Raw genomic sequence first — 23,271 nt, 5'->3', positions numbered from 1 at the left:
GCGTGCGCAGCCATTAGTGTGGGGGCCCGTCCGCGACGTACCGACGCCCCACCGGGGCGCTCACGTCCAGCGCAGTTCCAGCACCGCGTCTCCCGGGGGCGACCCCCGGACCCCGGCCGGAGGGCCCGTACCCCGATGTCCGTGCACAGCAATACGGCGGCCCCCTACCCGGCTGCCTCGTTCGACCAGCCCGCCGGCCCCCCGGCGTTCCCCCGCCACGTCGTCACCGCCGTACTCGTCGCCCACGACGGCGCCCGCTGGCTGCCCGACGCCCTCGCCGGACTGCTCGGCCAGGAACGGCCCGTGCAGAACGCGGTCGCCGCCGACACCGGCAGCGGCGACGACTCCGCCCGGCTGCTCACCGACGCCCTCGGCGCGGACCGCGTCCTGCACCTCGCCCGCCGCGCGGGCTTCGGCACCGCCGTCGACGAGGCCGTCCGCGCGGCCCCCGCACCCACCGCCGACGAACTGCCGTACCTCAAGAGCTCCAGCGGCTGGGACCCCGTCAGCCGCACCTGGCGTGACGACGCCCACGACGCCTACGGCCGCGACGACACGCCGCACCGCGACCGCGACCTCGACCCCGTCCACTGGCTGTGGCTGCTGCACGACGACTGCGCACCCGAACCCGGCGCCCTGCACGAACTGCTGCGCGTCGCCGAGTCCGAACCCCACGCCGCCGTCATCGGCCCCAAGCTGCGCAGCTGGTACGACCGCAGACAGCTGCTGGAGGTCGGCGTCTCCATCGCCCGCAGCGGCCGCCGCTGGACCGGCCTGGAGCGCCGCGAACAGGACCAGGGACAGCACGACCAGGTGCGGCCCGTGCTGTCGGTGTCCACCGCCGGCATGCTCGTCCGCCGCGACGTCTTCGAACAGCTCGGCGGCTTCGACCCACGGCTGCCCCTCATGCGCGACGACGTCGACCTGTGCTGGCGCGCCCACGCCGCCGGCCACCGGGTCCTCGTCGCGCCCGACGCCGTGCTCCGGCACGCCGAGGCCGCCGCCCGCGAGCGCCGCCCCGTCGACTGCGCCGGCCGTAAGACCGTGGGCCCGCACCGCGTCGACAAGGCGGGCGCGGTCTACACCCTGCTCGCCAACACCCGCGGCGCGCTGCTGCCCTACGTCATGCTCCGGCTCGTCCTCGGCACCCTCCTGCGCACCCTCGCCTACCTCGTCGGCAAGGTCCCCGGCCAGGCGCTGGACGAATTCACCGGCCTGGTCGGCACCCTGCTGCGCCCCGGCCGGATCCGCGCGGCCCGCAAACGGCGCGGCACCCCGGCCGTCGCCGGGAGCGAGCTGCGGCACCTCTTCCCGCCACCCGGCGCGACCGTCCGCGCCACCGTCGAGCAGGTCGCGAGCAACTTCGGCGGCACCTCGGAGGCCGAACTCTCCTCCGCCGGCCGCCACGGCGCCGTCGAGTCCGGGCCCGGCGGTGACGACGCCGACTTCCTGGAGGTCGAGCAGTTCGCCCGGCTCAAGCGCGTCGCGCGCAAGCCCGGGCCCGTCCTCTTCGCCCTGCTGCTGCTCGTCTCCGTCATCGCCTGCCGGGGCTTGTTCGGCGGCGGCGCCCTGTCCGGCGGCGCGCTGCTGCCCGCCCCCGACACCGTCTCCGCCCTGTGGGCGCGCTTCACCGACGACTGGCACCCCGTCGGGGTCGGCACCACCGGCAGCGCACCGCCCTACCTGGCGGTCCTCGCCGGGCTGGCCACGCTCTTCCTCGGCTCGACGTCCTTCACGCTCACCCTGCTGCTCGTCTGCTCGGTGCCGCTCGCCGGACTGACCGCCTACTTCGCCTCCCGCCCGCTCGTCGACTCCCGGCTGCTGCGGGCCTGGGCGAGCGTCGCGTATGCCTTCCTGCCCGCCGCCACCGGCGCGCTCGCCACCGGCAGACTGGGCACCGCCGTCCTCGCGATCCTGCTGCCCCTGATGGCCCGCGCGGCCGTCACGGCCGGCGGTCTGCGCACCCCGGCCGCCCGGCCGCCGTGGCGCGCGACCTGGACGTACGCGCTGTTGCTCACCGTCACCACCGCCTTCACCCCCGTCGTCTGGCCGCTCGCCCTCGTCCTGGGGCTCGGCACGTCGGCGCTGCGCTGTGTACGCGGCGGCGGGGCGGCGCTCGCCGCGCACGGGCCGCGCTTCCTGGCCGCGCTCGGTACCCCGCTCGTCGTGCTCGCCCCCTGGTCGTTCGGGCTGCTCACCCACCCCGGCCGGTTCCTCGCCGAGGCCGGACTCGACCTCGGCGGCACGGCACCCGGCCCGCTGAACCTGCTCACCGCCGACCCCGGCGGCCCCAGGACCCCCGGCCTTCTGCTGCTGACCGGCGTCGTCCTGGCCGCGCTGGCCGCCCTGCTGCGCGAGGACCGGCGGCTCGCGGTCGGCACCGCCTGGGTCACGGCGCTCACCGCGCTGCTCTGCGCGGGGCTCACGGCCGGGTCCGCGTGGGCGGGCCCCGCCACCCTCGTCCAGGGGCTGGCCCTGATCGCCGCGGCCGCCGTCGGTGCCGAGGGCGCGCGCGAGCGCGTCGCGGCGCTCAGCTTCGGCTGGCGGCAGCCCGTCGCCGCCCTGATCGCCCTCGCCGCGGGCGCCGCCCCGCTGGTCGCGGCCGTCGCCTGGATGTCGGGCGGCGCGGCCGGGCCGCTCCAGCGGCGTGATGCGGTGCAGGTCCCCGCGTTCGTCGCGGAGGAGGCAGGCACCCGCGACCAGGCCCGCACCCTCGTGCTCGGCGGCAGCACCGGCCGCGTCGGCTACACCCTCGTGCGCGGCTCCGGGGCGCGGCTCGGCGACGCCGAGGCGGCCGCGACCGCCGGCCGGGACAAGAGGCTCGACGACGTGATCGCCCACCTCGTCGCGGGCTCCGGCGCCGACCAGACGGGTCGCCTCGGCGAGTACGCGGTCGGCTATGTGCTCGTCGGCGGCGACGCCCCGAAGGCGATGAGCCGGGTCCTCGACGCCACCCCCGGCCTCACCCGGCTCAGCCAGGAGGGCCGCACCGCCCTGTGGCGGGTCGACCGGCGCACCGCCCGCGTGACGATCGTCAGCGGCGCGTCCCAGAGCGTCGGCACCGCGCCGGTGCCCGTCGCCGCCGGGCCGGTCAGCGCGCACACCACCATCCCGGACGGCCCCGAGGGCCGCGTGCTGCGGCTCGCCGACAAGGCCGCCCCCGGCTGGCGGGCCACCCTCGACGGCAAGGCCCTCAAGAGCACCACGGTCGACGGCTGGGCCCAGGGCTTCGGCCTGCCCACCACCGGCGGCCGACTGGCCCTCACCTACGAGACACCGACGGCGCGGGCGGCCTGGCTGTGGGCTCAGGGCGCCCTCGCGATCGTCCTCGTCGTGCTCGCCCTGCCCGGTCGGCGGCGCGAGATCGACGACGACCTGCCGGAGGACGACGGCGCGGCGCCGGCCCCGGCCGAGCTGTCCAAGTCCCCGGCCGCGTCCGTCCCCGCGCAGGCCGGGGCGGGGGAGGGCCGGCGCGCCCGCAGGCTGCGGGCCGCAGCCGGTCAAACCATCGCCGAGCGGCCCGCGGACACCCCGGCCCCGGTCGTCGTGGACCACGTGCCCGAGGCCGCCGACCCCTACGCGCAGCCGACGGCCGACCCGTACGCGGCGGTGCCCTACGAGCAGTACGGCCAGGGCGGGTCCGGCGGCGAGGGGTGGGGGAGCGGCGCGGCCCCCGCCCCGGGCTACGGGCAGCAGCCGTACCCGCAGGACCCGTACGCGGGCCCGTACCAGCAGGCCCACGACCCGCAGGGGCAGCACCCGGACGGCTCGTACGCCCAGCAGTACCCGGCCGACCCCTACGCGGGCGCCGGCTACGACCCGTACGACCCGTACGGCTATGGACAGCAGCGGCCCTACGACACGACGTACGGCGGCGGTACCGGCCCCCACCGTGACGGGAGCGAGCAGCAGTGAAGCGCACCACCCTGTCCCTGTTCGGCGCCGCCGCGGCGCTCGCCGCCGTCACGGGCGTCGCCGCGCTGGGGGGCGCGCCGCCCGCGGCCGAGCCGGGCGCCAAGGCTCCCGCCCGGCTGCCCGTGCAGCGCTCGACCGCGCTGTGCCCGGCGCCCACCTCGTCCGACGTCGGCGAGACGACGTACACCTCCTTCACCCCGCCGGTGAAGGCCGGGGCCGCCGGGCGGAAGTCCGCGGCCCAACTGCTGTCGGCGGCGGGACCCGCGGCGAAGAGCGACGCCAAGGCCGACCCCAAGGCCGACCCCAAGAAGGCAGGCAAGGGCACCAAGGCTCCTCAGACGGCGGGCAAGCCCGTCCTGTCGCTCAAGGAGCCCGGCAAGCCGGCCACCGCCACCACGAGCAGTTCCGACGCCCCCGCCCTCACCGGCACCGCCGACGGGGCGCTCGCCCCGGGCTGGACCACCCAGCAGACCACCGTGATCGCGGCGGGCGCCGGGCGCGGGCTGCACGGTGTGACCTGCGCGGCCCCCGACACGTCCTTCTGGTTCCCCGGCGTCAGCACCGCCAAGGGCCGCCAGGACTACGTCCACGTGACCAACCCCGACACCACGGTGGCCGTCGTCGACCTGGAGCTCTACGGCAAGGACGGCCGGATCAAGGCCCCCACCGGCGAGGCCGTGAACGTCCCGCCCCGCTCGACCGTGCCGGTGCTGCTGTCGACCCTGACGGACGCGCCCACCGAGGACCTGACCCTCCATGTGGCGGCCCGCGACGGCCGGGTGGGCGCGGCCGTGCAGGCGTCCGACGAGAAGCTCGGCGGCGACTGGCTCGCCCCGTCCGGCGAGGCCTCGGCCGACGTCGTCCTCCCCGGCATCCCGGCCGACGCGACCTCCGTGCGGCTCGTCGCCCACGTGCCCGGTGACGACGACGCCGACCTCAAGGTGCGCCTCGCCGGGCCGGCCGGTTCGATCAGCCCGGCGGGCCACGAGACGCTGCACATCAAGAGCGGGATGACCACCGCCGTCGACCTGGGGGACGTCACCAAGGGCCAGGCCGGGTCGCTGCTGCTCACGGCGGAGGGCGACAGCGCCCCGGTCGTCGCCGCGCTGCGGGTCACGCGCGGCAAGGGCGACAAGCAGGAGACGGCGTTCATCCCCGCGACCGGCGCCCTCGGCGGACGCGGGACCGCCGCCGACAACCGCCCCAAGGGCAGCACCCTCGCCCTGGTGGCCCCCGGCAAGGAGGCGGCCCAGGTGAAGGTCACCTCCTCCGCGGGCGCGGACGGCGGCACCCCGGTGAGCAGGACCTACACCGTCAAGGCGGGAACCACGCTGGCCGTGGAGCCGCCGCAGCCGGGCGGAGCGAAGGGCCCGTACGCCGTGACCGTCGAGAAGGTCTCCGGCGGCCCGGTGCACGCCTCGCGGACGCTCGCGCTGCCCAAGGACGGACTGCCCATGTTCACGATCCAGCCGCTGCCCGACGACCGCTCCACGGTGGCGGTCCCGGAGGCGGAGCAGGACCTGTCGATGCTGAACCGCTGACGGTGAGGGACGGGGGGGGGGTCAGTCCTGGCCGTAGCGCGGGTCCACCGACTCCGGCGCGAGCCCGAGGAGTTCGGCGACCTGCTCGACCACCACCTCGTGGACGAGCAGGGCGCGCTCGTCGCGGCTCTTGGTGCGGATCTCCACGGGGCGGCGGTAGACCACGATCCGGTCCGGGCTGTCGCCGTGCGCCTCGACGTACCGGCCGAGCGGCACGACGTCGGCGTCGAGGCCGAAGGGGGCCGGGCCGTCCGGGTCGCCGTCACCGCCGGCGACCGGCACCTCGCGGACGATGAAATCGACCGCGGCCAGCTGCGGCCAGCGCCGCTCGAGCCGCTCGGCGGAGTCGTGCACCAGGTCGATGAAGGCCTCGCCCCGGCTGACGGACAGCGGCACCTGCGGCGGTGCGATCGGTCCGCGCATGCCGCGCCCGTGTCGGTCGCGGCGGCGGGGGCGAGGTTCGGCCTGGCGGGGCGGTACGGGGCTGTCCATCACCTCCGAGAGTATCCGCCACCCGGCCGCGCGCACGCGGTACCCGCGCATCTCATCGCATGTCGCCTGATGAGCGTTCTGGTCATCTATGCGATCAATTACAGCCATCTACAGGACCGGCGTTCGCATGCCGAATGACACTATGTATGCCGGGTGATGACAGATTTCTTTGGCCGCGGGCCCGCGGCCACCGCCTGCCGACACAGGTCGACCAGGAGGTTCGACGGCGCCGCCCACGGGCCGATCCGGGGCGACACGGAGGAGTGAGGCGGGGGTGAGTCGTCGCGGCCCGCTCAAGAGTGCGGTACCGTCCAACCTCGTGAGCCCTGTACGTCGCTGTTCGCGCACCGCGTGCGGCCGCCCGGCCGTCGCGACGCTGACGTACGTCTACGCCGATTCGACCGCCGTTCTCGGACCGCTCGCCACCTTTGCCGAACCCCATTGCTACGACCTCTGCGCCGAGCACTCGGAGCGCCTGACCGCGCCCCGCGGCTGGGAGGTCGTCCGTCTCGCCATCGACAACGGTCCCGCCCGCCCCAGCGGCGATGACCTCGAAGCACTGGCCAACGCCGTGCGCGAGGCGGGCCGCCCGCCGGAGCGCGCCCCCGGCCCCGTCGCCACGCCCGGCCCCGTCGGCCCGAGCGTCCGCGAGGCCAATCCCATGGAGGTCGCCCGCCGGGGCCACCTCAGGGTGCTGCGCTCGCCGGACTCCTGACGCCCCGGCTCCTGACGCCTCGTACGCCGCCCGAAATGCCGACCAAGGCACCAGCTTTGGGTGTTCTGTCTGTTTCTGCCGCGTTCTATGGGTCTTCTTCGGTCATGGCGGAATCCTCTTCCCGTCCGACGTCCGGATTGTTCGGAGCCTCCGGGTAGGTTTGTCTTCCCGTACCGGACTCCAGGAGGGGTTGGCTGTGGCTGATCTGTCGCAGATCGTGAAGGCGTACGACGTGCGCGGTGTGGTCCCCGACCAGTGGGACGAATCCCTGGCCGAGCTGTTCGGTGCGGCCTTCGCCCAGGTGACGGGCGCGAGCGCGATCGTGGTCGGCCACGACATGCGGCCCTCGTCGCCCGGCCTGTCGGGCGCCTTCGCGCGCGGCGCCGCCGCGCGTGGCGTCGACGTCACCGAGATCGGGCTCTGCTCGACCGACCAGCTCTACTTCGCCAGCGGCCAACTGGGCCTGCCCGGCGCGATGTTCACGGCCAGCCACAACCCCGCCCAGTACAACGGCATCAAGCTGTGCCGCGCGGGCGCGGCCCCGGTCGGCCAGGACACCGGCCTCGCCGAGATCCGCACCCTCGTGGAGGGCTGGGCCGACGGCGGCGCGCCCGAGGCCGCGGGCAGCGCCGGGGCCGTCACCCGGCGCGACTGCCTCGCGGACTACGCCGCGTACCTGCGCTCCCTGGTGGACCTGCGCAAGAGCCGCCCCCTCAAGGTCGTCGTGGACGCGGGCAACGGCATGGGCGGCCACACCGTCCCGACCGTCTTCGACGGCCTGCCGATCGACCTCGTCCCCATGTACTTCGAGCTGGACGGCACGTTCCCCAACCACGAGGCCAACCCGCTCGACCCGAAGAACCTGGTCGACCTCCAGGCCAAGGTCCGCGAGACGGGCGCCGACATCGGCCTCGCCTTCGACGGCGACGCCGACCGCTGCTTCGTCGTGGACGAGAACGGCGACCCCGTCTCCCCGTCCGCGATCACCGCCCTGGTCGCCGCCCGCGAGCTGGCCAAGCACCCCGGCGGCACGGTCATCCACAACCTCATCACCTCCTGGTCCGTCCCAGAGGTCGTCAAGGAGCACGGCGGCAAGCCCGTCCGCACCCGGGTGGGGCACTCCTTCATCAAGGAGGAGATGGCCCGCACCGGCGCGATCTTCGGCGGCGAGCACTCCGCGCACTACTACTTCCGCGACTTCTGGAACGCGGACACCGGCATGCTCGCCGCGCTCCACGTCCTCGCGGCGCTCGGCGGCCAGGACGGCCCGCTCTCGGAGCTGGTGCGGCAGTACGACCGCTACGCCGCCTCCGGCGAGATCAACAGCACGGTCGCCGACCAGGTCGCCCGCGCGGCGGCGGTCAAGGTCGCGTACGAGGGCCTCGACGGCGCCGAGCTGGACGAGCTGGACGGCCTGACCGTGACGACCCCCGACTGGTGGTTCAACCTCCGCGCCTCCAACACGGAGCCGCTGCTGCGGCTGAACGTGGAAGCACGGGACGCGGACACGGTTGCGCGTGTGCGCGACGAGGTGTTGGCGATCGTCCGCGCGTAGTCCACTGCGTGGGGCTTTGTCTCTTTGCGGGTGGCCCGCCGTTTCCCGCTGGTGCGGCGCCGTTGCCGCTGCGCGGGGCGTTGCCGCTGCGCGGGGCTGTTTCGGTGCGGTGTCGGGTCTGCGCGGGCCTGTTGTTCGGGCTGCTTCGCTTTACGCCCGAACAACAGGCCCGCTCCGACCCGCCCCCTCCCGTGGTGGGTGGGGAAAAAACCTCTGGCGTTGCGGTCAGCTCTCACGTGCCGGTCACCACTGGGTCTTTCCTCCCCCCACCGGCAGGAGGGGACGGGTCGGAGGGGGCCTGTGGTGGGGCGTAAAGCGAAGCAGCCCCACCACAGGCCCCCGCAGGCCCGGCACCGACCTGACAACGCCCCGCGCAGCGGCAACAGCCCGCGCAGCGGGAAACGCCGCCGCACAAGGCAAAGGTCAAAGCACGAGCGCAGCGGCAACGGCGGGGAACCCGGCAGAGGTCAAAGCACGAGCGCAGCGGCAAGCGTGCACCTTGTATCGAAGGGCAGCCCTCCGATACTCTCGCGGCAGGCGATCGGAGGGCTACCCTCCGATGCATTCCTTGCCGCGCACGCGAACGCGCAAACCCACTCCAGGAGCAACAACCATGAGCAACCGCCTCCTCGAAGGCCGCACAGCGCTCGTCACCGGCGCCAGCCGCGGGATCGGCGCCGCGTGCGCCCTCGCGCTCGGTCACAGCGGAGCGTCCGTCGTCGTCAACTACCTCCGCAATGAGCAGGCGGCGTCGGACGTGGTCCAGCTGATCGAGGCCGAGGGCTCGAAGGCCGTTGCCGTGCAGGGCGATGTCTGTGACCCCGAGGGTGCGATCCGCGTGGCCGACCAGGCCGCCGCGACGCTCGGCGACATCGACATCCTCGTGTGCAACGCCGCCGGACCCGGCGCCGTGACCCCCGGGTCGACGATCGAGTCCGCCGCCCAGATCGAGGAGCGCGTACGGACGCAGTTACGCGCCACCCTCCAGATGTGCCGCCTGGTCGTGCCCGGCATGCGCGAACGCGGCGCGGGAAGCATCGTGTTCATCGGCTCCACCGAGTCCCGCAGCAGCGCGCCCGCGATTCCCGAGATCGCCATCGCCAAGGCCGCGCAGGACGCGCTGATGCGTTCGCTCGCCGCCGAGGTCGGGCCCTACGGCATCCGCGTGAACACCATCGCCCCCGGACTCGTCCCCACCGACGGCAGCGCCGAGGCGATGCGGCCGGAGCTCGTCGCGGCCATCGAGAGCAACACCGCCCTGCGCCGGCTCGCGCAGCCCGGGGACGTGGGTGACGCGGTCGTGGCGTTCGCCAGCGACCTGACCCGGCACATCACCGGTGCCTATGTGCCGGTGGACGGCGGCCAGGCCTCGCACTGACCCGGTACGTCGGGCGCCCACGGTAGAGTCGATGATCGGAGGAAATCCCTCCGAAGTTCGACCAGGGGGTGCACGCGCGATGGCCACGGCGCACGGCTCGGAGACGGCACAGCAGAGCGGCCCGCGGTTCCGCGCGGAGGCGCGGCGGCGGATCATCGACGCCGCAAAGCAGGTGTTCCAGGAGAAGGGCCCCGAGGCGCCGCTGGAGATGGTCGCCCGGCGCGGCGGCGTCGGCATCGCCACGCTCTACCGGCGCTTCGCCACCCGCGAGGACCTGCTGCGCGAGGTCTGCCTCGACGTCATGCGCGAGGTGACGCACGAGGTGGCCGAGGCCACGGAGCAGGAACCGGACGCCTGGGGTGCGCTGACCCGGGTCCTGCACCACTGCGTCACCACGCACGCGGCCGGAATGCTGCCCGTCGCCGCGGGCCGGTTCGTGAAGACCGACGAGGTCCTGCGCACCAGGACCGAGTACGTGGACGCGCTGAACGGCCTGCTCGACCGGGCCCGCGCGGAGGGCTCGCTGCGGGCGGAGGTCAACCACGTCGACATCCTGCTCGTCCTCTCGCTGATCTCCCGGCCACTGCCGGGCATCGAGGCCGAGCTGGGGCAGCAACTCGCGCACCGGTACCTGCGGCTGCTCATCCAGGGGCTCGCGGCCCCGGAGTCGGGCCGGGCGGCAGGCCCCAGGCTCGACCAGCAGGCACTGGACGCCCTGTGGAACGGCGGCGACATCGGCGGCTCGACGGAAGACGGCGGGCGCGGCTGAAAAGCCCCCCGTACGCCTCGGACCGGCAGCAGAGAACCCGGCCCGCGCCCGCCGCCTGCACCGCGCGCGGCCGGTGCGGCGGTCCGGCCGGAAGTCGGCAGCGGAAGCGCCCCTGGCGGGCGGCTCCCGAAAGCGTCCGAGCGCGACCACCGACCCCCGGTGCATACGGCCCACCGCCGCCCCCGCGCGAGCCGTCACGCCTCCCTGGGGGCGCCCTCCACCGGCGCCGTCACCCACCAGCGCGCCAGCTCGTCGACGCTGCGCAGCAGCTCGCGGCCGCGCCGGGTGAGGCCATAGCGCACCCGCACCGGTGAGCGTTCGGTGTCGACCATGCGGTCGACCAGCCGCGCGCCCTCCAGGCGGCGCAGTACGCGCGTGAGCTGCTTGCGCTCCACGCCCGTGGCACGGCCCAGCTCCGCGTGGCCGCGGCCCTGCGACCAGAGTTCGACCAGGACCGTCAGGTCCCACTTTCCCGAGATGATGCCGATGACGGCCCGGGCGGACGACACGTCCGGTAATCCGCCGACGCCTCCGGAGGGCGCCTCCGTCCCGCCGGGCCGCGGCCCCTCGTCGCGCCACGGCGCCTCCGCCATGTCCCCCGTGTCCCCCGTGCCGGTCATGGTCGCCCCTCCCGTCTCGACAGGTTTCTGCGTGATCGACATTGCCTGTTCGTGTCGCATTCTGATCATTCAACACGTCACGAACGGCTGGTTACCGCTGGCGTCGGTTTTGCCAACTCTTGATGCATCAGTACTGGTCAGGGCCATTTTTCAAGCCAGTTAGGCGCAGACTCCCCTTGTTCGGAGGGGTTTCCTCCGATACTGTGAGGGCATGGTTCGGAGGGATACCCTCCGATCAGTTCGGGACTCGTGAATGAGGAAAAGGTCATGGTGGCGTTAGGCACCGGTGTCGTGCGGCGAGAGGTCTTCTCCTGCGCGCAGCCGGTTCGGTTGGATGTCGAGCTGGGCTCGGGCGGGATCCGCGCCCGGCTGACCGAAGGACCGGAGCTCGTCGTCGAGGTGCGGCCGGAAACCGGTGGGTACGGGCACGGGGCGTGGCCCGCCGTGCCCGACGGCTCGCCGCGCGGTGACGCCTGGGGCTGGCAGCCCGAATACGACTGGCAGCCGGGCCGGATGCCACAGGTCCCACCCGTCCCCGGAGTACCGCCCGTGCCGTCGCCGTACGGTCACGGGTGGGGCGCGGGTCAGGGCCCGCACGGTCCGATACCGGCCGGGCACGGCTATGTGCCCGGCTTCGGCACCGTGCCGCCCGGCTACGGCTACGTCCCCGGACACGGCCTCGTCCCCAGCGCCCCCGGGACGGCAGCGGTGGCCGCCGTCGGGACGCCGGCATTCACCGACCCCGGTCTCGACGACATGGAGATCTCCTTCTCCCCCGAGGCCGGGCTGCGGATCGCGCTCCCCCACGGCCACCCGCTGTGGTCCGCCGCACTCACCGTCGACATCACCGCCCCCGCGTTCTCCCGCCCGCACCTGCGCACCGGCAGCGGCGCCGTCTGTGTCACGGGGACCGCCGCCACCGCCCACCTGCGCAGCGGCGCCGGTGCCCTCGACCTGGAGCGGGCCGAGGGCGAAGCCGAGCTGGACACCGGCACCGGCTGCGTCTCCGCCGGCCGGCTGGCGGGCCCCGCGCGCCTGCGCACCGGCAGCGGTTCCATCGACGTGGGCACGGTCGAGGGCGAGGTCTCCGCGCACACCGGCACCGGGCGGATCTCGGTCGGCTCCCTGGCCGGGGGAGCCCTCGAAGCGGTCGCCACCTCCGGCGAGATCCGCGTCGGCGTTCGCGACGGCGTGATCCCCGAGGTGGACGCCCACTCCGGGGCCGGCGGGGTGCGCGACGACCTGTCGGACAGCTCCGCGCCGCGGGCGGGCGTGCCGCGCGTACGGCTGCGGGCCCGCACCGGGTCCGGCCGGGTCTGGATCACCCGCGCCGTCTGACGCCCCGCAGGTGCCCCTTCCCGCCCGTCCCCCTCGGGCCCTTCGCCAGGGCCGAGAGATCAGGAGTCCTCACGTGAACACAGATGCCGGCCGCCTCCTGGAGGGTCGCATCGCGCTGGTGACCGGCGGCAGCCGCGGGATCGGTGCCGCCACGGCCCGTGCCCTCGGCCGCGCCGGTGCCTCGGTGGCCGTCAACTACCTCCGCAACGAACGGGCCGCCAAGGACGTGGTCCGGGACATCGAGCAGGAGAACTCCAAGGCCGTCGCCGTGCAGGGCGACGTCCGCGACCCGGACACCGCCGCGGAACTCGTCTGGCAGGCCACCGAGCTGCTCGGCGACATCGACGTCCTCGTGTGCAACGCCATCGGCGGCGGACCGGTCTTCCGCGGCACGGCCCTGGACTCCGGCTTCGAGATCCAGTCCCGGGTGGACGGCCAGTTGCGCGCGACCTTGAACGTGTGCCGTCTCGTCGGCGCGGCCATGCGGCAGCGCCGCGGCGGCAGCATCGTCTTCGTCGGCTCCAGCGAATCCCGCAGCGGCGCTCCCGAGGTGGCGGACATCGCCGTGGCCAAGGCCGCGCAGGACGCCCTGATGCGGGTGCTCGCCGCCGAACTGGGCCCCGACGGCGTGCGGGTGAACACCGTCGCACCCGGGCTCGTGCCCACCGACGGCAGCGCGCCCACCCGGCGCCTGCCCGTCGTCGCCGCCATCGAGGCCGTCACCCCGCTGCGCCGGATCGCCCAGGCCGAGGACGTGGCCGACGCCATCGTCGCCCTGTCCAGCGATCTGTGCCGGCACATCACCGGCGCCCATCTGCCCGTGGACGGGGGCCAGATCATGCACTGAGCCGATCACGGGCCGGACCACGAACCGCCCCTGCCGCGTGTGCTGCCCCCGTGCGCCGCGGCAGGGGCTCCTCCCGCACCCCTCACCCGACTCACGAAAGCCGACGACCACCGCCACCGAGGGGCCGAGCACCGAGCGCGATATCGCCATGCCAGTTTCCAGGAAGGAAATCCAAACAATGACGCGAAAACACTGACGCTGTCTTTATTCGGCCGGAAGCAGCCCCACCGGAAGGGGGCAGTCCGTGCCACGTAGGGGCATTGTCTCCCCTCTTGCGGCGCCCGTTCGGCATTTGCTTGCATGCTGCACGTGCTCACCGCACCTCACCTCGGTTCACCTCGGTGAGGTGTCATCCGTGCGCTCGTGACAACGGGTTAAGGAGACTGCCTTGGCTACCATCTGCCGTCCGGCGATTGCGGTTCCGGAAAACGTCATCACCATGGACGAGACTCTCGACATGGCGCGGCGCGTGTATTCCGGAAGCCCGCACCTGCCGCTCGCACTACGTCTCATCACCAACACCGGCGTACGTAAACGCCACATCGTCCAGCCGCTCGAACGCACCCTTCAGCACCCCGGGTTCGAGATACGCAACAAAATCTACGAACGCGAGGCCAAACGCCGGGTCCCGCCCGTCGTCCAGCAGGCCCTCGCCAATGCCGAGCTGACCGCCCGCGATGTCGACGCGATCATCTACGTGTCGTGCACGGGCTTCATGATGCCCTCGATGACGGCCTGGCTGATCAACTCCATGGGGTTCCGCTCCGACACCCGCCAGATCCCGATCGCCCAGCTCGGCTGCGCGGCCGGCGCAGCCGCCATCAACCGCGCGCACGACTTCTGCGTCGCCCATCCGCACGCGAACGTCCTCATCGTGGCCTGCGAGTTCTGCTCCCTGTGCTACCAGCCGTCGGACGGCGACGTCGGCTCGCTGCTCTCCGACGGCCTGTTCGGCGACGCCGTGGCGGCGGCCGTGGTCCGCGGCGAGGGCGGCACCGGTGTGCGGCTGCAGCGCAACGCCGCCTACCTCATCCCGGACACCGAGGACTGGATCTCCTACGACGTGAAGGACACGGGCTTCCACTTCCGGCTCGACAAGCGCGTGCCCGGCACGATGGAGCCGCTCGCCCCCGTCCTCCGCGATATCTCCGGGCAGCACGGCTGGGACGTACAGGGCCTCGACTTCTACATCATCCACGCGGGCGGCCCGCGTATCCTCGACGACCTCTGCAAATTCCTCGGCGTCGCCCCCGAGGAATTCAGGTTCAGCCGGAGCACCCTCACCGAATACGGGAACATCGCCAGCGCGGTGGTCCTCGACTCGCTGGCCCGCATGTTCGACGAGAACGAAGTGACCGACGGTGCGCGCGGCATGATCGCCGGTTTCGGTCCGGGCATCACGGCCGAGGTATCGATGGGCCAATGGGCCGCGGGCAGCCGGGAATTCGAGTTCGAGGAAGCCCTTTCCGAGGTGGTACCGGCCTGAACGCCGGGCGTTCCCGCAATTTCGCCGCCGTACCGCCGATATCCGACCGTCGTCGTACCGTCGATATCCGACCGCCGTCGTATCGCCGATATCCCTCCGCAGCCGTACCGCCACCACCTGACGGACGACTGCCCACCGGGCGCGGCCCGGTCCGCGATATCCACCGGCGTACGGCCGGCCCGCAAGGACAACTCCGCACGGAAAGGCCGCCGCATGTCCCGCATCCTCGCCATCTCCGGGTCCCTGCGCCGGGGCTCGTACAACACCCGTCTGCTCAAGGCCCTTCAGCCGCTGGCCCCCGAGGGCATGGAGCTGGAGATCTTCGACGGGCTGGCCGAGGTCCCGGTCTACAACGAGGACCTGGACGTCGACCCGGCGCCGCCGGCCGTGGCCCGGCTGCGCGAGGCGATCCGGCAGGCCGACGGCATCGTCATCGCCACCCCCGAGTACAACAACACCCTCCCCGGCGTGCTCAAGAACGCCATCGACTGGGCATCCCGCCCGCACGCCCGGGGCCCGCTGCGCGGCAAGGCCGTCTGTGTCCTCGTCGCCACCCTCGGCCGCCTCAACGGCTTCCGCTGCCTCAGCGACACCAACCGGATCCTGAGCGGCATGGGCAACCTGGTCATCTCCGAGCCGGAGGCCGTGGTCTCCTCCGCGCCCAGCACGCTGGTCGTCGAGCCCGACGGTTCCGTGCGGCTCACCGACCCGATGGCCGCCGCGCTCATCACTATCCAGCTCGAAGCCCTGGCCGACGCCGTCAAGACGGACGCGGCCGGCCAACTGCGCGACGCGGTGCTGCGCAACCAACCCATGCTGAACCGGGTGCAGTTCTTTCCCTTCGTCGTGCGGGCGCTCGGCGACGGAGCCACCGACGAGGCCATCATCGAGCGCCTCGCCGGAGCCAACATCGACGCCCGGACCGCGACCGCCTGGATCACCGAGGCACGCGCCGCGTAATCGCCGCGCCGGCGCACGTACCCCTCACCCGTCACACCCCCACCACCTTCGAAGGGCTCTTTTCCCATGCCGAACACGGCACACCTGACCGGTCTGTCCGACCCCGCTGTCCGCACGGTCCTGGACCGGCTGTTCACCGAGGCGTCGGGGGACGACGCCAAGACCCCCCGCGTGGCCGGCACCCTCACCGGCTGGCAGGGCACGCCCTCGGACGACGAGCTGCGGCAGCTCACCGACCTGGCCGGCGACGCCCTGCTGCCGGTGCCGCCGGAGGTCGGGACGTTCCTCTACCAGCTGGTCCGCGCCACCGGTGCCACCACCGTCGTCGAGTACGGCACGTCCTACGGCATCTCCACCATCCACCTGGCGGCGGCCGTCCGCGACAACGGCGGCGGCAAGGTCTACGGCTCCGAGCTCAGCGAGGCCAAGGCCGCCATCGCCACCGCGAACATCGCCGAGGCCGGTCTGTCGGAGTACGCGGAGGTCCGCGTCGGCGACGCCCGCGAGACCCTGCCCTCCGTCCCGGGCCCGGTGGGCCTGCTCCTCCTCGACGGCTGGACGCCGCTGTTCCTCGACGTGCTGCGCCTGCTGGAGCCGAAGCTGACCACCGGCTCGGTCGTCGTCGCCGACGACACGAACCTCTTCCCGGAGAAGCTCAAGGAGTTCTTCGGCCACGTGCGCACCGCCGGGAACGGCTACACCTCCCTGCCGCTGCCCCTCGGCGACGGGCTCGAGGTCTCCGTCCGTACGCACTGACGGACGGCAGTCGGCCGGAGAGCACCGCGGGCCCCCATCCGCGGAGCTCTCCGGCCCCGCGCCGAACCCACCCACACCACCGCCACGGGGCCCCGATGCGTACCGCCGTCACCGGCTCGATCGCCACCGACCACCTGATGACCTTCCCGGGCCGGATCACCGAGCAGCTGCTGCCGGAGGCGCTCGCCAGCGTCTCGCTGTCGTTCCTCGTCGACACGCTCGACGTCCGCTACGGCGGGGTCGCCGCCAACATCGCGTACGGGCTGGCCCTGCTCGGCCGCGCTCCCGCGCTCGTCGGCGCCGCGGGCGCCGCCGACTTCGAGGAGTACGGCGCCCGGCTGCGCACGGTGGGCGTCGACACCGCTTCCGTGCGGCTGTCCGCCACCCGGCACACCTCCCGCTTCCTGTGCACCACCGACCTGGACGGCAACCAGATCGCCGCCTTCTACGCGGGCGCGATGACCGAGGCCGCCGACATCGAACTGGCCGCCACCGCCCGCAGACTGGGCGGCCTGGACCTCGTCCTCGTCGGGGCCGACGACCCACGGGCCATGCTGCGCCACACCCGCGCCTGCCGCGCGCTGGGCATCCGCCACGCCGCCGGCCCCTCCCAGCAGCTCGCCCGCCTCGACGGCCACGAGGTCCGGGAACTGGTCGAGGGCGCGGCCTACTTGTTCACCAACGCCTACGAACACGCCCTGCTGCTGGAGAAGTCCGGCTGGACCCACGACCAGGTCCTCGGCCGCGTCGGCACCTGGATCACCACCCTCGGCGAGCAGGGCAGCCGCGTCGAGCGCCGCGGCGAGGCGGCGGTCGCGATCGGGGCCGTGCCGGCCGGGCGCGTCGCCGATCCGACCGGTGCGGGCGACGCCTACCGCGCCGGATTCCTCGCGGCCCTGGCCACCGACGCCGATCCCGTACGGGCCGCGCGGGCCGGATCCGCGCTGGCGTCCCTCGCCCTGACCGAGGTGGGGACGCAGACCTACGCCTTCGACGCGGCCCGCTGCGCGGACGCCCTCACCGCCGCCTACGGGCCACGGATCGCCGCGCCCGTGCTCGCCGCCCTGACCGGCCGCTGACCGGCGGGCACGCGGGCCGCACCCCCCGACAGACCAGGAGAGACACCCCCGATGAACACCCCGCACGACGGCAACGCCACGCACGACAACCACAACGTCCACGAAACAGACCTGTCCGTGGCGGCCCACAAGGCACGGGACCTCGCCGCGGCCCAGGCCGAGGCCGCCGACACCGAGCGCGAACTGCGGCCGGAGGTACTGCGCGCCCTGGTGACGGCCGGCTTCCCCCGGCACTTCGTGCCGCGCCGGTGGGGCGGCGGCGGGGGCGGCTTCCTGGAGATCACCGACGCGATCATGACGGTGGGAGAGGGCTGCGCCTCCGCCGGCTGGTGCGCCTCGATCCTCGCCTACGGAAGCCGGATCGCCGCCTTCCTGCCCGAAGAGGGGCAGCGCGATCTGTGGTCGGACGGCCCGGACACCGTCATCGCGTCGTCCATGCTGCCCGTGGGCCGCGCCGAGGCCGTCACCGGCGGCTGGCGGCTGTCCGGGAGCTGGCCCTACACCAGCGCGGCCGGCCACGCCGAGTGGGCCCTGGTGGCGGGCCCGGCCGCGCCCCCGGAGCCGGACGGCACCACCCGGAACCTCTTCTTCACGCTGCCGCGCGAGGCGTTCACCGTCGAGACCACATGGGACACGCTCGGCATGCGGGGCACCGGCAGCCACACCCTCGTCGTCGACGACGTCTTCGTGCCCGACCACCGCACCTTCCCCATGAGCGACGTCAGCACCAGGTCCGTGGACGGCCACCCCGTCGTACCGCTGCGCTCCATCGCGGGAATGACGTTCGCGCCGCCCGTCCTCGGAGCCGCGCAGGGCGCGATGGAGATCGCCGGGCGGCAACTCCTCGGCGGGGACGACACGGTGACGCCCGACCGGCTCGGCCTGGTGCGCGCCGCCGGTGACGTGGAGCTGGCCCGGCTGCTGGTCGAGCGGGTCGCCCGGGACGCCGACGGCACGGCGGTCGTGCCGCGCCCCGACTGGACGTCCTGGTCCCCGTGGGACTGCGCCCGGGCGGCGGAACTCGCGAAGGAGGCCGTGGACCGCGTCATGGCCGCCGCCGGTACCCGCGGCTTCTCGCAGAGCCACCCGTTCCAGCGCGCCTGGCGGGACGTCCACACCGCCGCCAGCCACGTGCGCCTGCGGCCCGAACCGGCGGCGGCCGCCTGGCTCTCCGCCATGCGGGTTGCCTATCGGCTCTGAGGCTGCGAGGAGCGCACCTCCGCTGCGCGGCGGTGTCCTCAATCGCCGGACGGGCTGACTTCAGCCCGTCCGGCGATTGAGGACGCGCCCGCAGGGCGCTTGCCGCCGCAGGCGGGAAAACGGGCCCGCAGCCGAGGATCCGCCGGGCAGGCGAAGGCGCACGACTACGCACCGCCCCCACCGGCCCGTACGAGACCGCTCTCGTAGGCCAGCACCACCACCTGGACCCGGTCCCGCAGCCCCAGCTTGGTGAGGATGCGGCCCACGTGCGTCTTCACCGTCGCCTCGGAGAGCACCAGCCGCGCCGCGATCTCGCCGTTGGACAGCCCCTGGGCCACCAGCAGCATCACCTCGCGCTCACGGCCCGTCAGGCGGTCCAGCTCCGCGCTCGACGGCTCGCCCGCCGCGCTCGGCAGCATCGGCGTGAAGCGGTCCAGCAGCCGTCGCGTGGTGCTGGGCGCGACGACCGCGTCCCCGCTGTGCACCGCGCGGATCGCGCCCAGCAGCTCGGCCGGCGGCACGTCCTTGAGCATGAAGCCGCTGGCGCCGACCTTGAGCGCGGAGAAGGCGTACTCGTCGAGGTCGAAGGTGGTCAGGATGAGCACCTTCGGTGCTCCTTCCTGCCCGCAGATCCGGCGGGTCGCCTCCACCCCGTCCATCCGCGGCATGCGCACGTCCATCAGCACCACGTCGACATCGGTCCCGCGCAGCACCTCCAGGGCCTCGGCGCCGTCCCCGGCCTCGGCGACGACGTCCATGTCCGGCTGGGCTGCCAGCACCATGCGGAATCCGGTGCGCAGAAGCACCTGGTCGTCGACGAGCATCACGCGGATCGACATGCGGAAGTCCCTTTCCTCGGCGCGCGTACGAGCCGCACGCGCGTCCCTCCATACTCCGTGAACGAATGCGGCCGCCGATCAGCGGCCGGCCCTGATCGGCAGCAGCACGCTGATCCGGAAGCCGCCGCCCGCCCGCGGGCCCGCGTCCAGCGTGCCCCCGACCATGCCGACGCGCTCGCGCATGCCGATCATCCCGTGCCCCATGCCGTCCGCGCCGCCCTCCTCGTACAGCTCGTGCTGCGCGCCACGGCCGTCGTCCTCGACGAGCAGGCCCAGCCCGTCGTCGAAGTAGGTGAGCCGCACGCTCGCGGCCGCGTCGGGGCCGCCGTGCTTGCGGGTGTTGGTGAGCGCTTCCTGCACGATGCGGTACGCGGTGAGCTCCACGCCGCTGGGCAGCGGCCGGGGGGACCCCTCGATCCGGAAGTCCACCGGCAGGCCCGCACTGCGCACCTGCTCGACGAGGTCGCCGATCTGCTCCACGTCCGGCTGCGGGACGTACTCGCCGCCCTCGCCGCCGTCGTCGGTGCGCAGCACGCCCAGCAGCCTGCGCATCTCCGCCAGGGCCTGGCGTCCGGTGCCGGAGATCGTCTCCAGTGCCTGCTTGGCCTGCTCCGGCGAGGCGTCCAGGACGTAGGCGGCGCCGTCCGCCTGGACGACCATCACCGAGACGTTGTGCGCCACGACGTCGTGCAGCTCGCGCGCGATCCGTGCCCGCTCGGCGACCACCGCCATCCGCGACTGCTGCTCGCGCTCCTTCTCCAGGCGCGCGGCGCGCTCCTCCAACTGGGCCCAGTAGGCGCGGCGGGTGCGGATCGAGTCGCCCAGCACCCAGGCGAGGACGAAGGGGACGGTGAGGAACACCGTCTGGATGACCTTGCTCGTCAGACTTCCCTGGTAGGTGCCCCAGCGCATCGTGGCGAGCGCGGGGGCGACGAGGGCGCCGACGAGGGCGTACCGGGACGCCCAGCGGGTGTTGCCGGACGCCACCGTGTAGATGATCACGAGCATGGCGAAGTCCGCCGGATGCTGGGGGACGTCCAGGGCGAGCTGGGCCACCCCGGCGGCCGTCGCCAGCAGGAGCATCTTCTCCGGCGCGCGGCGGCGCAGCGCGATCACGAGGCACAGCGCGCCATAGATGACGATCTCCGCGAACACCGAGCCCCGGCCCGGCCCGTCCGACGAGGAGGAGATCACGATCAGGCCGAGCAGCAGGACGGCCCAGAAGCCGTCCACACCCGTCGGGTGCCTGCGGAGGAAATCGTAGAGGCGCTGCACGTCACCCAGCGTAGGCACGCGGAGTACGTGCCGGGGTCAACCGGACGATCGATCCCTGTACGTCCCGCCTACTCCGCAAGGTGGAGGCGAGGTGACCGCCGAGGGCGCATAGCGTGTGCGTATGGCACAGGGAACGAGAACCTGGCGGACGGCGGCGGAGACCGCCCTGTACGGGCCCGACGGCTTCTATCGGCGCCCCGAGGGCCCCGCCGGGCACTTCCGTACCTCCGTCCACGCCTCGCCGCTCTACGCGGGAGCCGTCGCCCGGCTGCTGGGCCGGGTCGACGCGGCGCTCGGGCATCCGGCGGAGCTGGCGCTGACCGACGTCGGGGCCGGGCGCGGCGAGCTGCTCACCGGGGTGCTGGCACAGGTGCCGCCGGAACTCGCGGCACGGCTGCGCCCGTACGCGGTCGAACTGGCGGCGCGGCCGCCGGGGCTCGACGAGCGGATCACCTGGCTGAGCGACCTCCCGGAGGGGGTGGAGGGCCTGCTGTTCGCCAACGAGTGGCTGGACAACGTGCCGCTCGACGTCGCCGAGGCGGACGCCGAGGGCACGCCGCGCCAGGTGCTCGTGCAGCCGGACGGCGAGGAGCTGCTCGGCGACCCCGTCGAGGGCGAGGACGCCGCCTGGCTCGCCCGCTGGTGGCCCCTGGAGGGCGCGCCCCCCGGCTCCCGGGCGGAGATCGGCCACCCGCGCGACACCGCGTGGGCGCGGGCGGTGGGCAGCCTGCGGGCCGGGCTGGCGGTGGCGGTGGACTACGCGCACGGCCGGGACCACCGGCCGCCCTTCGGCACCCTGGCGGGGTTCCGCGAGGGCCGCGAGGTGCGGCCGGTGCCGGACGGCTCCTGCGACATCACCGCGCACGTCGCGCTGGACGCCTGCGCGGGCGAGGGCGGCTCGCTGCTGACCCAGCGCCAGGCCCTGACGGCGCTCGGGGTCGACGGCCGCAGGCCGCCGCTGGCGCTCGCCTCCACGGACCCGGCGGCGTACGTCCGGGCGCTGGGTGCGGCGGGCGAGGCGGCGGAGCTGGTGGCCCCGGCGGGGCTGGGCGCCTTCGGCTGGCTGCTGCACCCGGTGGGCGGGGCCTGTGCGGGGCTGCCTGCGGAGCTGGCAGCGGGGTGAGCGGTGACGCAGGCGGCAAGGTGCGCGGCAGGGTGTGCGGACCACCTCGGGCGCCCCGGACCGCCTCACGCGCGCGTGACTGACAAACTACTCCCCATGGCCCCAACCTCTGAGACCACAGTCGGCATCGGCGGCGCGGCGGAAAGCACCGACATGGTGCTCAACATCGGCCCGCAGCACCCGTCCACGCACGGCGTGCTGCGGCTGCGGCTCGTCCTCGACGGGGAGCGGATCCAGCACGCCGAACCGGTCATCGGCTACATGCACCGGGGCGCGGAGAAGCTGTTCGAGGCGCGCGACTACCGGCAGATCATCATGCTGGCCAACCGCCACGACTGGCTGTCCGCGTTCTCCAACGAGCTCGGGGTCGTCCTCGCCGTCGAGCGGATGCTCGGCATGGAGGTGCCCGAGCGGGCCGTGTGGACGCGCACGCTGCTCGCCGAGCTGAACCGGGTCCTCAACCATCTGATGTTCCTCGGCTCCTACCCCTTGGAGCTGGGTGGCATCACGCCCGTCTTCCACGCCTTCCGCGAGCGCGAGGAGCTCCAGGCGGTGATGGAGGAGGTCTCGGGCGGCCGGATGCACTACATGTTCAACCGTGTCGGCGGCCTGAAGGAGGACCTGCCCGCGGGCTGGCTCGGCCGGGCCCGGCACGCGGTCGCCGAGGTCCGCTCGCGGATGGACGTCTACGACCGGCTGGTGCTGGGCAACGAGATCTTCCGGGCCCGTACCCGCGGTGTCGGCGCCCTGTCGCGCGAGGCCGTGCACGCGTACGGGGTCAGCGGGCCCATCGCCCGCGCCTCCGGCGTCGACTTCGATCTGCGGCGCGACGAGCCGTACCTCGCGTACGGGGAGCTCCAGGACACGCTGAAGGTCGTCACGCGCCAGGACGGCGACTGCCTGGCCCGCTTCGAGTGCCTGCTGGAGCAGACCCACAACTCGCTGGAGCTGGCGGACGCGTGCCTGGACCGGATGGAGGCGCTGCCGCCGGGCCCGATCAACCAGCGGCTGCCCAAGGTGCTCAAGGCGCCCGAGGGCTCGACGTACGCGTGGACGGAGAACCCGCTCGGGCTCAACGGCTACTACCTGGTCTCCAAGGGCGAGAAGACGCCGTACCGGCTCAAGCTGCGCTCGGCCTCGTTCAACAACATCCAGGCGCTGGTGGAGCTGCTGCCGGGCACGCTGGTCGCCGACATGGTCGCGATCCTGGGCTCGCTGTTCTTCGTGGTGGGCGACATTGACAAGTAGCGCCAAGTAGCGCCGAGCAGCGACAAGTAGCAGCAGGAAGGGCGGGGGGGGGGGGGGGGGGGGGGGGGGGGGGGGGGGGGGGGGGGGGGGGGGGTGTTTTTTTTTTTTTTTTTTGTTTTGTGTCGTTTGCTGCTA

General features: G+C 73.5%; 19 protein-coding genes. 15 read left to right on the top strand and 4 right to left on the bottom strand.

The window, feature by feature from the left end; genetic code table 11:
• Window positions 1-135 precede the first annotated feature (135 nt).
• Both ACZ53N_RS05980 and ACZ53N_RS05975 read left to right on the top strand, forming a co-directional pair.
• Entirely contained in the window at window positions 136-3,915 is a 3,780-nt protein-coding gene (locus tag ACZ53N_RS05980; RefSeq protein WP_469139731.1) for a glycosyltransferase, read from the top strand.
• Entirely contained in the window at window positions 3,912-5,456 is a 1,545-nt protein-coding gene (locus ACZ53N_RS05975) for a DUF5719 family protein (RefSeq protein ID WP_469139730.1), read from the top strand. Before ACZ53N_RS05980 ends, ACZ53N_RS05975 begins: the two co-directional genes overlap by 4 nt.
• 21 nt (window positions 5,457-5,477) lie before the next feature.
• Here the strand turns inward: ACZ53N_RS05975 and ACZ53N_RS05970 are convergent, their stop codons facing one another.
• Window positions 5,478-5,948 carry a metallopeptidase family protein gene (locus tag ACZ53N_RS05970; protein WP_469139729.1) on the bottom strand — a complete coding sequence of 157 codons (471 nt, stop codon included), beginning with the start codon at window positions 5,946-5,948 and terminating at the stop codon, window positions 5,478-5,480.
• Between the two features lie 274 nt (window positions 5,949-6,222).
• On the opposite strand from ACZ53N_RS05970, the gene ACZ53N_RS05965 reads away from it, so the two are divergent.
• The 4 genes from ACZ53N_RS05965 to ACZ53N_RS05950 all read left to right on the top strand — a co-directional run bounded on the left by ACZ53N_RS05965 (window position 6,223) and on the right by ACZ53N_RS05950 (window position 10,365).
• Window positions 6,223-6,663 (top strand): DUF3499 domain-containing protein, encoded by a 441-nt coding sequence (locus ACZ53N_RS05965; protein WP_469139728.1) that lies wholly within the window; start codon window positions 6,223-6,225, stop codon window positions 6,661-6,663.
• 196 nt (window positions 6,664-6,859) lie between these two features.
• Window positions 6,860-8,218 (top strand): phosphomannomutase/phosphoglucomutase, encoded by a 1,359-nt coding sequence (locus ACZ53N_RS05960; protein ID WP_469139727.1) that lies wholly within the window; start codon window positions 6,860-6,862, stop codon window positions 8,216-8,218.
• Between the two features lie 613 nt (window positions 8,219-8,831).
• The gene (locus tag ACZ53N_RS05955; protein WP_469139726.1) at window positions 8,832-9,596 is read left to right on the top strand and encodes an SDR family NAD(P)-dependent oxidoreductase; all 765 of its coding nucleotides are present in this window, start codon (window positions 8,832-8,834) and stop codon (window positions 9,594-9,596) included.
• A gap of 79 nt (window positions 9,597-9,675) precedes the next feature.
• Complete coding sequence (locus ACZ53N_RS05950) at window positions 9,676-10,365, top strand: TetR/AcrR family transcriptional regulator (RefSeq protein ID WP_469139725.1); 690 nt, start codon at window positions 9,676-9,678, stop codon at window positions 10,363-10,365.
• A 194-nt stretch (window positions 10,366-10,559) separates the two neighbouring features.
• Here ACZ53N_RS05950 and ACZ53N_RS05945 read toward each other — a convergent pair whose 3' ends face one another.
• Window positions 10,560-10,985: a winged helix-turn-helix transcriptional regulator gene (locus ACZ53N_RS05945; RefSeq protein ID WP_469139724.1), complete on the bottom strand. Its 426-nt coding sequence runs from the start codon at window positions 10,983-10,985 to the stop codon at window positions 10,560-10,562.
• A gap of 267 nt (window positions 10,986-11,252) precedes the next feature.
• Here ACZ53N_RS05945 and ACZ53N_RS05940 point away from each other — a divergent pair, with 267 nt between their 5' ends.
• From ACZ53N_RS05940 to ACZ53N_RS05910, 7 genes are all read left to right on the top strand, one after another.
• Window positions 11,253-12,323, top strand: coding sequence for a DUF4097 family beta strand repeat-containing protein (locus ACZ53N_RS05940; protein ID WP_469139723.1), 1,071 nt, complete (start codon window positions 11,253-11,255; stop codon window positions 12,321-12,323).
• Window positions 12,324-12,396: 73 nt separating this feature from the next.
• Complete coding sequence (locus ACZ53N_RS05935; protein ID WP_469139722.1) at window positions 12,397-13,170, top strand: SDR family NAD(P)-dependent oxidoreductase; 774 nt, start codon at window positions 12,397-12,399, stop codon at window positions 13,168-13,170.
• A gap of 388 nt (window positions 13,171-13,558) precedes the next feature.
• On the top strand, window positions 13,559-14,656 hold the full coding sequence (locus ACZ53N_RS05930; RefSeq protein ID WP_469139721.1) for a type III polyketide synthase: 1,098 nt from the start codon (window positions 13,559-13,561) through the stop codon (window positions 14,654-14,656).
• Between the two features lie 213 nt (window positions 14,657-14,869).
• Window positions 14,870-15,616 (top strand): NADPH-dependent FMN reductase, encoded by a 747-nt coding sequence (locus ACZ53N_RS05925; protein ID WP_469139720.1) that lies wholly within the window; start codon window positions 14,870-14,872, stop codon window positions 15,614-15,616.
• 66 nt (window positions 15,617-15,682) lie between these two features.
• Window positions 15,683-16,372 carry an O-methyltransferase gene (locus ACZ53N_RS05920; protein ID WP_469139719.1) on the top strand — a complete coding sequence of 230 codons (690 nt, stop codon included), beginning with the start codon at window positions 15,683-15,685 and terminating at the stop codon, window positions 16,370-16,372.
• Between the two features lie 95 nt (window positions 16,373-16,467).
• Complete coding sequence (locus tag ACZ53N_RS05915) at window positions 16,468-17,451, top strand: carbohydrate kinase family protein (RefSeq protein ID WP_469139718.1); 984 nt, start codon at window positions 16,468-16,470, stop codon at window positions 17,449-17,451.
• Window positions 17,452-17,502: 51 nt separating this feature from the next.
• A complete protein-coding gene (locus tag ACZ53N_RS05910; protein ID WP_469139717.1) occupies window positions 17,503-18,651 on the top strand; it encodes an acyl-CoA dehydrogenase family protein in 1,149 nt (382 codons plus the stop codon).
• A gap of 164 nt (window positions 18,652-18,815) precedes the next feature.
• Here the strand turns inward: ACZ53N_RS05910 and ACZ53N_RS05905 are convergent, their stop codons facing one another.
• Together ACZ53N_RS05905 and ACZ53N_RS05900 are read right to left on the bottom strand one after the other, a co-directional pair.
• On the bottom strand, window positions 18,816-19,490 hold the full coding sequence (locus tag ACZ53N_RS05905; RefSeq protein WP_365211257.1) for a response regulator transcription factor: 675 nt from the start codon (window positions 19,488-19,490) through the stop codon (window positions 18,816-18,818).
• A 78-nt stretch (window positions 19,491-19,568) separates the two neighbouring features.
• Window positions 19,569-20,765 (bottom strand): sensor histidine kinase, encoded by a 1,197-nt coding sequence (locus ACZ53N_RS05900; RefSeq protein WP_469139716.1) that lies wholly within the window; start codon window positions 20,763-20,765, stop codon window positions 19,569-19,571.
• Window positions 20,766-20,886: 121 nt separating this feature from the next.
• Here ACZ53N_RS05900 and ACZ53N_RS05895 point away from each other — a divergent pair, with 121 nt between their 5' ends.
• Window positions 20,887-21,888, top strand: coding sequence for an SAM-dependent methyltransferase (locus ACZ53N_RS05895; protein WP_469139715.1), 1,002 nt, complete (start codon window positions 20,887-20,889; stop codon window positions 21,886-21,888).
• Window positions 21,889-21,984: 96 nt separating this feature from the next.
• Complete coding sequence (locus ACZ53N_RS05890) at window positions 21,985-23,136, top strand: NADH-quinone oxidoreductase subunit D (RefSeq protein ID WP_469139714.1); 1,152 nt, start codon at window positions 21,985-21,987, stop codon at window positions 23,134-23,136.
• Window positions 23,137-23,271: the final 135 nt, after the last annotated feature.

The organism is Streptomyces sp. NPDC033229, assembly GCF_055576875.1.
This window is presented reverse-complemented; position numbering and strand designations above follow the sequence as displayed.